At 38.2% G+C, this 9,626-nt stretch carries 7 protein-coding genes; 3 read left to right on the top strand and 4 right to left on the bottom strand.

Annotated features, from left to right (window positions below; genetic code table 11):
- On the top strand, positions 1-938 hold a 938-nt coding region (locus tag AC1DPQ_RS08240), incomplete at its 5' end, for a polyprenyl synthetase family protein (protein WP_477608757.1).
- 197 nt (positions 939-1,135) lie between these two features.
- Here AC1DPQ_RS08240 and AC1DPQ_RS08235 read toward each other — a convergent pair.
- From AC1DPQ_RS08235 to rplU, 3 genes are all read right to left on the bottom strand, one after another.
- Positions 1,136-1,969: a hypothetical protein gene (locus AC1DPQ_RS08235; RefSeq protein WP_477583610.1), complete on the bottom strand. Its 834-nt coding sequence runs from the start codon at positions 1,967-1,969 to the stop codon at positions 1,136-1,138.
- A gap of 708 nt (positions 1,970-2,677) precedes the next feature.
- Positions 2,678-3,106: a 50S ribosomal protein L27 gene (rpmA, locus tag AC1DPQ_RS08230; RefSeq protein ID WP_131032291.1), complete on the bottom strand. Its 429-nt coding sequence runs from the start codon at positions 3,104-3,106 to the stop codon at positions 2,678-2,680.
- Between the two features lie 52 nt (positions 3,107-3,158).
- Entirely contained in the window at positions 3,159-3,470 is a 312-nt protein-coding gene (gene rplU / locus AC1DPQ_RS08225) for a 50S ribosomal protein L21 (protein ID WP_025146774.1), read from the bottom strand.
- An 879-nt stretch (positions 3,471-4,349) separates the two neighbouring features.
- Between rplU and AC1DPQ_RS08220 the strand changes: the two genes are divergently transcribed.
- Together AC1DPQ_RS08220 and AC1DPQ_RS08215 are read left to right on the top strand one after the other, a co-directional pair.
- Positions 4,350-5,306, top strand: coding sequence for a GLPGLI family protein (locus AC1DPQ_RS08220; RefSeq protein WP_477608754.1), 957 nt, complete (start codon positions 4,350-4,352; stop codon positions 5,304-5,306).
- A gap of 14 nt (positions 5,307-5,320) precedes the next feature.
- Entirely contained in the window at positions 5,321-7,963 is a 2,643-nt protein-coding gene (locus tag AC1DPQ_RS08215) for a TonB-dependent receptor (protein WP_477608752.1), read from the top strand.
- Positions 7,964-8,318: 355 nt separating this feature from the next.
- Here the strand turns inward: AC1DPQ_RS08215 and AC1DPQ_RS08210 are convergent.
- Positions 8,319-9,626 (bottom strand): M56 family metallopeptidase (locus tag AC1DPQ_RS08210; protein WP_477608750.1); only part of this gene is annotated, 1,308 nt, incomplete at its 5' end.

The raw sequence follows: 9,626 nt of genomic DNA, 5'->3' as shown, positions 1-9,626 counted from the left end.
CCGCAATACAAAATTTAAAGTTTCCGGATCATCCTAAACAGCTTTACGATCCGATTACTTATATCATTAATCTGGGTGGGAAACGGGTAAGACCACTATTGGTTTTAATGGCGACAGAGTTGTTTGGTGGGGATGCAAACGAATCTATCCACGCCGCTATGGCCATTGAGATCTTTCATAATTTTACGCTTGTTCATGACGACATTATGGACAATGCACCACTCCGTAGAGGGAAAGCCACCGTACACGAAAAATGGAGCACCAATATTGCCATTTTAAGTGGCGATGTGATGATGGTGGAAGCTAATAAAAACCTTGCGAAGGTTAATCCGGCTTTTCTTGGCCCAGTACTAAACACTTTTAATGCAACCGCTCAAGGCGTTTGTGAAGGCCAGCAATTAGATATGGAATTTGAAGGCCGTGATGATGTGAGTATTGAAGAATACATCAACATGATCAGGTTAAAAACAGCAGTGCTTTTGGGTGGTGCCTTAAAGCTTGGAGCCATTATAGCGGGAGCTTCAGAAAAAGATGCAGACTTAATTTATCAGTTTGGCGAAAATATTGGCATTGCTTTTCAGCTACAGGATGATATTTTAGATGTTTATGCTGATCCTGAAAAATTCGGAAAACAGGTAGGTGGCGATATTATAGCCAACAAAAAAACCTTCCTGCTGTTAAAAGCTTTCGAACTTGCCGATGGAGAAACCAGGGCATCATTAGATACCTGGACAGGCTACAAAGAATTTAATGTGCAGGAGAAAGTAGATACTGTGCGCCAGGTATACGATACTTTGGATATTCAGGATATTGCTAGAGAAAGCATGAACAATTACCTCAACAAAGCTTTAGCTGTATTCGCGCAGATTAATGTAAGCGATGAGCGCAAAACGAATCTTTTAACGCTTACAGATCATTTAATGGCCAGGGAGTATTAATTAAAAAGAGTTGTCAACTTTTATAGCCAAACGGCCTGAAAGTTGACAACTCTATATTTCCTTTACTTGTCAGTCTGAGCCTCCCGATAAATCGGGACAGGTAGTCGAAGACCCTTTTATGTTTAAATCAAAAAGATTGTCCTTCGACAAGCTCAGGATGACATGTCTTTCATTTAAACACTCAAAATTTCTATATCTTAGGCCTTTACCAACTTATACTTGATCCAAAAATCAGAAGATTTGGCTGCAGATTCTCCGCTTTCTGGTGGTCGTTGACCTCCTCCGCCCATTCTTCCACCACCCATACCGCCACGGCCACCACCGCCCATACCCATTCCACCTCTACCGCCCGATCTGCCTTTACCACCGCTTGTACCTTCAGGTCTAGCTTCTCTTTTAAAACCAGATTTATTCGGCTCATTAATTTTGATATTGTACACCAATGGCTTTTTAAGGTCTAATCCTACCTGTAATTGTGCTAACGGAATGCTTAATTCATAAATAAGATCTCTGTTAGGATGAATACTCATTCCAGTTTCTATGCCGTCCTGGTTCATCGCTGGTAGCTCACCATCAGCAATATTTTTAAAGCCAGAAACTCGAATGCTTTTATTCATCGCTACGGGATCTTGTGTAGCTCCGTCTGGCGATAAAGGAGTATGTTCATGGTGCTCCTCTCCTTCTTTAGGCATGGGAGGTCTTTCCATTAAAGGAAAAGTTAATTTCATTCCATCTTTTTTCTTGCCTTCAGTATTGATGTTCAATGTAATTCCTCCTCTTAGTACGCTAAAAGTAGTTTGTGGATCTAACGATTCGATAATAATGTACAGGTTTTTGTCGTCGTTGGCCAGGGCAAAGGCCAGTTTGGTGGCATCATTGTATTGGTTAAGCGGTTCGTTCCACTCGTTCGATACGCCATCGGCCTTAAATGGTTTCACCATACGGATATTCTCTTCTACATCTTGTGCTTTAACCGAAAAGCCGACTAACATAATAGAAAAAACTGATAAGCTGAGTATTTTAAAATTCATCGCAAATAATTAAATAATGATATACGAATGTATCGCGATGAATTGTTAAATTTTGTTATTTAACAGGCTTTAACAATTAAGTCGGAGGGCCGAAGTCAAATTCTTTGTGAAATCAGTTTGGTATTTGGCTTTCAGCGTTAATTAAAGGATTTCACCTCAATATGTCACCATGAGGGTTAATTTATTGTATAAAAATCAATATTAATGACGTATATAATTGTTGTTTTTTACCCCACAGCTCATGCATTCCTCGGCTCACCGCCGCCGATAGGCTCTTTCTTTTTGGTGTCTAAAAGAAACAAAAAACACCGGCTGAAAATTTTTCTTTCTAAGGAAGTGGTTTGGCCTGGTCAGTGCTGCCCGAAAAATTTGTTAGGCCGGATTTAAGTAGAACGGAGATGGTGCTACGGCCTCGTTGGGCGGAAATACACAGGACTTAAACCACTCATATTTAAACAATTACAAAACATGTTAATGGTAGCCAAGTTGAAGGGCCGCTAGATGGTTATTTCACCCGATGAAGGATCGGTTTCACAATAACGAACTTCGCGTTTGGTACGGTTAACCAGTCTGGATTGAGCGCTTGGCGTTTAGCGCCAATTAACCGATTTGACCAATGAACTAGTGACTAATGAACCAGTGAACCACATAAAAACAAAAAAAAGTCCCGATTTACATCGGGACTTTCCTTTATAATTTTGTTACTAATTATTCTGCAGGTGCAGCTTCTTCAGTAGTTTCGTCTTTTTTAGCTGCTTTTTTAGCAGGTGCTTTTTTAGCAACTGGTGCTGCTTCAACAACCTCTTCAGCTACAACTTCTTTTTTTGCAACCGCTTTTTTAGCAACTGGTGCTTTAGCTACTGCTGCTTCAATTTCAGCTTCAGTGATAGGAAGGATAGAAACATAAGATTTGTTATCTTGTTTCTTTCTGAAAATTACAGTACCATCAACTAAAGCAAATAAAGTGTGGTCTCTACCAATACCAACACCTTTATCAGGGTGGTGTTTTGTTCCACGTTGACGTACTAAAATGTTTCCAGCGATAGCTAATTGCCCACCGAAAATTTTAATACCTAAACGCTTACTATGCGATTCACGTCCGTTTTTCGAACTACCGGCTCCTTTTTTGTGTGCCATGATTTTATATTTTGTAACTCGCTAAAAAGCGAATTATTGGGTTAACAATTAATTATAGAGTGATGTCAGAGATCTGAATCTTAGTAAAAAACTGGCGGTGACCATTTTTCTTTTTGTAACCTTTTCTACGTTTTTTGTGGAAAATAATTACTTTATCACCTTTTAAATGAGATACGATCTTAGCTGAAACTTTAGCACCTTTAACTGCAGGAGCACCTACAGTAATTGCACCACCGTTGTCAACCAACAATACATTATCAAATTCAATACTAGCGCCTTCATCTCCTTGTAATCTGTGTACAAAAAGGTGCTGGTCTTTAGCAACTTTAAATTGCTGCCCTGCTATATTTACTATTGCGTACATTGTTTAAATATTAGTTTTTTAATTTTTATTTAACGAGGTGCAAATATAGAACAAATTCAATTAACACACAAATACATATCGAAAATATTTTTCACTAAAATCATACAGGATAAGGATTCGGAGGTTTTAAGGATTTCAATATCGATTTGACCACTATTTTAATTGCATTTTTTCGAAAATCAAGGTTCAATAATTCTTAGATTAAGCCTACCCTGCTGTCTATTGTAGACAACACATATGATTAGAGCGCAAGGTCAGTGCAAAATATTAAGTTTCTTCCCGTTTTACGCTTATACGCTTCGCTTCCTCGTACCTCGTTGCCGCAGGGTAATGCTTCAACCGGGGCTAGAGAATTAAGACTGCATTTCATTTTTATGGTTGCAGGGTGCACAACCCCTTGTTCCTAAACCCGACAGCAGCGGCAGCCTCCGATTTTCCATCGGAGCTACAGCGAATGGCGGGGCTGAAAACCTCCAAGAACCACAAGCCGCTCATTTCCAAATCGGAATTAAACACTCGCGGGCATACGCTTGGTTTCGGTCGGTGAGACACCAACCGATAGATCCATAGCCATTCATTCCCGAATATTTTCCTGGGTAGTATTCCAGTCAGAGTTAACTGTCATTCTGAACGCAGTGAAGAATCTTTACTTAATAGACTTAGAACCTAAGTTCAGCCTAGAGAGATTCTTCATTACATTCAGAATGACAAATTCTTCTTTTCCCCTAAGATAATAGCAATAATTCTCTGTGTTAATCTATGTCTCCGCAGCTAAAGACCCTACTTAATTCTTTTCGTTAAAAAATGTTAAAGCGTTTTCATAACTACGAATTATTCGTAGATTTACGAAAATTAAATAGACCCCTAAAAATAAATCTCATGAAACTAACACTAACCATCTGTTTAGCAACCGCCATAACCATTTCGGTAAAAGCACAAAGCCCCGATAAGGCTTTAGCAAGAGTAAGGTATACTTTTACACACATCCAGGATACTACGCAGCGCGATAAACCTAAAACCGAAAACATGTTACTCGTAACTGGAAAGAATGCTTCTGTTTATACCAGTTACGATAAGCTGAACCAAGCGTTAAATACCCAGAAGCAGATTCAGGAGCAGATGAAAAACCAAACAGGCAACTCCAATATCAAAATCGAGGTGAAAAATGAAATGAAAGTTCCATTAACACAGGAAGATTATTTCTTTTTTGCCAACGAACATAAAATGATTACCAAAGAGCGCTTATTTAACAATTACCTTATTGAAGAAACTGCTCCACAAATTGATTGGAAGATTTTAAAAGATACCATGAGTTTTTCAGGGATACCATGCCAGAAAGCAACCGCAAACTTTAAAGGCAGAAAATGGATTGCCTGGTTTGCTACAGAAATACCTTTTCAAAGTGGTCCGTGGAAATTAAATGGATTACCAGGCTTAATTGTGGAAGCTTATGATGAGAAAAAAGAAGTAAAATTTACATTCGCTGGCCTTGAAAACGTAAAAGACGATGCCAACCAAACAAACTCAGGTGAGGATGGCAAAATTGTAACGCCCAATGGCACAGGCGTAGTAAAAATGGTGGGAATAGATGTGAGTACCTCTTACCTTGGATCGGAGATTAAATTACCTGCAGATGCCATCAAAACGACCAGAAAAGAATTAGATAAACTTAAAACGGCAAGAGATAAAGACCCTCAAGGCTTTATGCAGGCACAAATGGCCGCAAGTGGCATGCAAGGTTCATTTAAGACCAATACCGCCCCCCGTCCGACTGGAGGCGCAGGCATAACAAAACCTGAAATCAACAACCCAATCGAAATTCCGGAGAAAAAATGAGAAAATGCGCTATAATGCTGGTGCTRCTGTTTGCTGCTTTTTCGGCGCTGGCACAAAAACCGATCAAAGGAATTGTTAAGGATAGCAATGGAAAAGCGATTGAATCTGTTAATGTTAGTTTAAAAGATCCTGAGGGGAATATTATTAATTTTAGCAGAACCAACCGCAATGGCGAGTTTAGTATTCCTATAAAAAATGATCAGATTACCGGCTATAAAATAGAAGCTTCGAGCATTGGTTATAAAAAACTGAGCACGGTTGTGGCAGATGTAAACAAAAGCTACGATCTGGTTCTACAGAACAGCGAAACCGCATTGGAAACGGTTACCGTAAAAAACCGCCCATCTTTAAAGGCAAATGGCGATACCTTAAATTACAGGCCATCTGATTTTGCCGATAAACAAGATCGAAGTATCGGCGATGTACTTAAAAAAATGCCTGGTATCGAGGTTGCTGAAAATGGAAAAATCAGCTATAACGGAAAAGCCATTTCTAACCTGTATGTGGATGGTGACAATCTTTTGGACGACAAGTACAACATTGGCACTAAAAGCATCCCACAGAGCGCTGTTGATAAGGTACAGGTGATCCAGAATGATCAACCGATTAAAATGATGCGCAAAAACAACATGAGTGACGATGTTGCACTTAACCTGGTGATTAAAGACGATGCTAAACTTAAGGTAATGGGCGATGCGACGGTTGGTGCGGGAATGCCCGACCGCTTTGACGAAAACCTAACGGCAATGCTGTTCAATAAAAAACTAAAGTTCATCAACAATATTAAAGGCAATAACATTGGTAACGATCCGGGTATTGACCTCACCTCGCATAATTTATCGGATTATTTAAAGCGCCTCGACAACGATAAGCCGAGTGGATTGCTATCTACAGGAGCAGCTGGCGTACCCTCTTTACCGCAAAGCAGGTATCTTTTTAATAAAGCTGGACTGATCAATCTAAACAACTTATATAAGTTTAATCAGGACTTGCAATTGAGGGCAAATCTTTCGTACTTATATGATCAGCGTAATCAACAATACAGCAAATTTTCGGAAACTTACCTTTCGGACCAAACCATCAGTTATTCAGAATCGCAGAACAATACGATCAATCCACAAAAATTAAGAACCCAATTCAACTTAAATGGGAATGCAGAAAAATATTACCTGAACAACAACTTTGTATTGGATTACGCACCTTATAAAACCTCTTCTGGTTTTGTAATCAATAATGTTGCGGCCAATCAAGTACTTCGGCAGGAAACACTTGATATTTCTAATGAATTTAATTACCGAAAAAAATTGAAGTCGGAAGATGTAATCAATCTCTACTCCTATTTAAACCGCACAACACAGCCTGAAACGCTAAACATTACACCGGGCCTTAATGCCGATATCTTAAACAACGGAAATAGTTACCTCGGCTTAAACCAGTACATTAAAATACCAACCTGGTACACTAATAATTATGCATCTTTTGCTTTTGTAAAAAACAATTTCGTACAAACCTACAAGGCAGGTTTTAATGTACAGCAGCAACAGCTCAACTCTGAACTTTACCGTACACAAAATAACCAGCAAACAGAACTGGTTTCAGGTAATGCGGTAAACGATCTGGACTGGCTTAAAACCAAACTCTATGCAGATGCGACCTATGAATTTACAAACGATAAATTGAAAGCAGGACTGAGTTTACCCTTGAGTTATAACCAAATTAATTATAGCGATGAGGTAAACCAGTTAGATAAAAGCCTGCACAAATTATTCCTAAACCCTTCATTTAATTTTAAATATCAAACCAGTCCTGAGAATTATGTAACGGCAAATTATGCCTTCCGAAGTGATTTGGGAGGAATTGACGATGTTTATCGTGGTACAGTATTAAAAAATTACCGCTCACTTTTCGCAAACAATGCACCGATTTCCGAATCGCAAACCCATAATATTGGAGCTGGATTTAATTTTAGAAAAGCGATGCAGATGTTGTTTATTAATTTAACGGCTAACTACAGCGATGCTAAACAGAACACCATTTCTTCGTACAGTTTGAGCAATAACATTCAGCAAAGAGTTGTACTGCCGCTAAGCAACCACATCCGTACCCTCTCATTCAGTGCAAATGCAAGTAAATATCTTTTCGACCTGAGAAGTACAGTGAATGCTGGGATAAGTTTTTCGCAGAGTAAATACGATCAATTGCAGAATAACGAACTATTTGCCTTTAACGCGCAAACGGTTTCTTATAAAGTAGGGATAGAAGCAAAACTTACCAATTTTATCAATTGGTCTTATCTTGCAAATTTCTCGGTAACCGATAATAAAGCCAAAGTTGCTGATGCGATAAAAACGAATTTCCAGCAGCTTAGGCAGCAATCTAGCCTGGCTATCACCACTGTTAGAAATGTGTATTTAAATTTATCGGTAGAGCATTTATTTACGCATCAATCTACACAACCTAATCTGAAATATCTTTTTGCAGATATGAACATCAAATACAAACTCTTAAAAATGAAAACAGATTTAGAATTTGGCATAACCAATCTGGCCAATATCAAAAGGTTTGATGCGATTTATCTTTCAGCAAATTCACTCACCACCGGAACCTATTATATACCGGGAAGGGTGGCCATGCTGAAAGCTACTTTTAATTTTTAAGCAGGCAATTCGGTCGTTATCAATAGCGATTCTTTTTGTGGTAAGCCTAGATTTAGGCGGTGCGTCATTCCCAACTTGATTCGGAATCTTAAAGCTTATTGCATTATGATTCTCTCCTGCGCGGGAATGACATTCCGATGTTCATGAGCTCTTGAATACAATCAGATGAACGGGTCTTCGAGCTTAAATCTGCAAATTCTTTTTGATCTGCGGAAAAAACAAGCAATCGACTATTTGTTTTCCTGCAGATTTAAGATGATAAACGCAGATTTTTATCCCTAGCAATGCCTGTACATTATTAAATAACAAGTTTAAAAGATTTCTCGACTGCGCTCGAAATGACGAATGAGATGAACTATAGCTTTGTAGTAATCTGAATCGCCTGATTATTTCTGTCAACTTTGAGATCAGAAATCTTATTTACATTCAATTTATCAAGCTCCTCTTTTGAGATTTTATTGCCATTTAAAAAATAGGTGGTGGTTTCGTTAACTATAGCCGCATTGCCTGTTACGTGTTGGGTTCCATCTTTAGCAGCTGAAGTTTTGGCTGTTGATTTTAAAAAATAAAACATCGCAACGCCGTTTTTCCTGGGCATTGGTAAAGACTCGAAATCAGCATCTTTTTTAGCCACAATTTTTATATCAACCATTTTATGGTCTGGATTTATGGTATCGGTAAAATTAAAATGCTGTACAAAGGTTCTGCCTTTAAAATTTCTATCGGTTTTAATATCCATCATTTTCACTTTACCTTTTAAAGTTTTTAAAGCCTCATCGGTTAATTGGTATGAAGAATCCACACCATCGCCCATACTTTTAAAGATAAAGGTCATTCTAGTGGCTGTATCCGGCACTTTCAATGTGTCAATTAGTATTCTCTTTTTTACCTTAGTTTTTGAAACCTTTTTTGACTGTACATTAACCTGAGCAGTTTTATCGGGCAAAACATCATTCACTATTTTTGTGAGTGGTGCTAAACTTTTCTTTACCTCCTTGTTATCGATGGTAAACGCTAAAGTAACGCAAAGCAATACCGGTAACACAAATAAATACCTGGTTAAATTTACTTTTGATGAACGTTTCGCGTTCATCATTTTAATCCGCTTTTTAAGGTCGGATAGATTAAAATTATTCACAATAGCAACCGATGGCTGTAACGTCCCAACATCTAGCAAGCTATATTGATAAGCTTTTTTATCGATTCCTTTTTTTAAAATCTTTGCATCGGTAATAAACTCAATGTTTTCCCTTACTGCCTTTTTCATCAACCAAACTCCTGGATTAAACCAGTAGAAAACCACACAGATCTCCGCCAGAATAATATCTAAAGTATGCCATTCTTCTACATGCACACGTTCATGTTCGAGAATATTGTTTAAATCTTGCTTTTTATGCAGGCGCGGATTGATATAAATGGTCTGCCAAAAACTAAATGGACTTACCTCATCGTTTAAAATCCTCACCTTATAATCATCTAAATGATCGGGTGAAGAATTTTTATGCATTCTATAAAGCGAAATAAACTGCACGAGTAATCTTAAGGCCATTAATAAAACACCAGTATAAAAAAGCACCGTAAGTCCTTGCCAAAATACCGAAACGGCATCTTGTTTTACAAATTCACTTACCTGCTGGTTAAATTGTGGCACAAAGGCAGATAC

The sequence above is a fragment of the Pedobacter sp. 01T416_2 genome, assembly GCF_056398925.1.
Note: the sequence above shows the minus strand (reverse complement) of the source record. Positions and strands in the feature narration are given on the sequence as shown.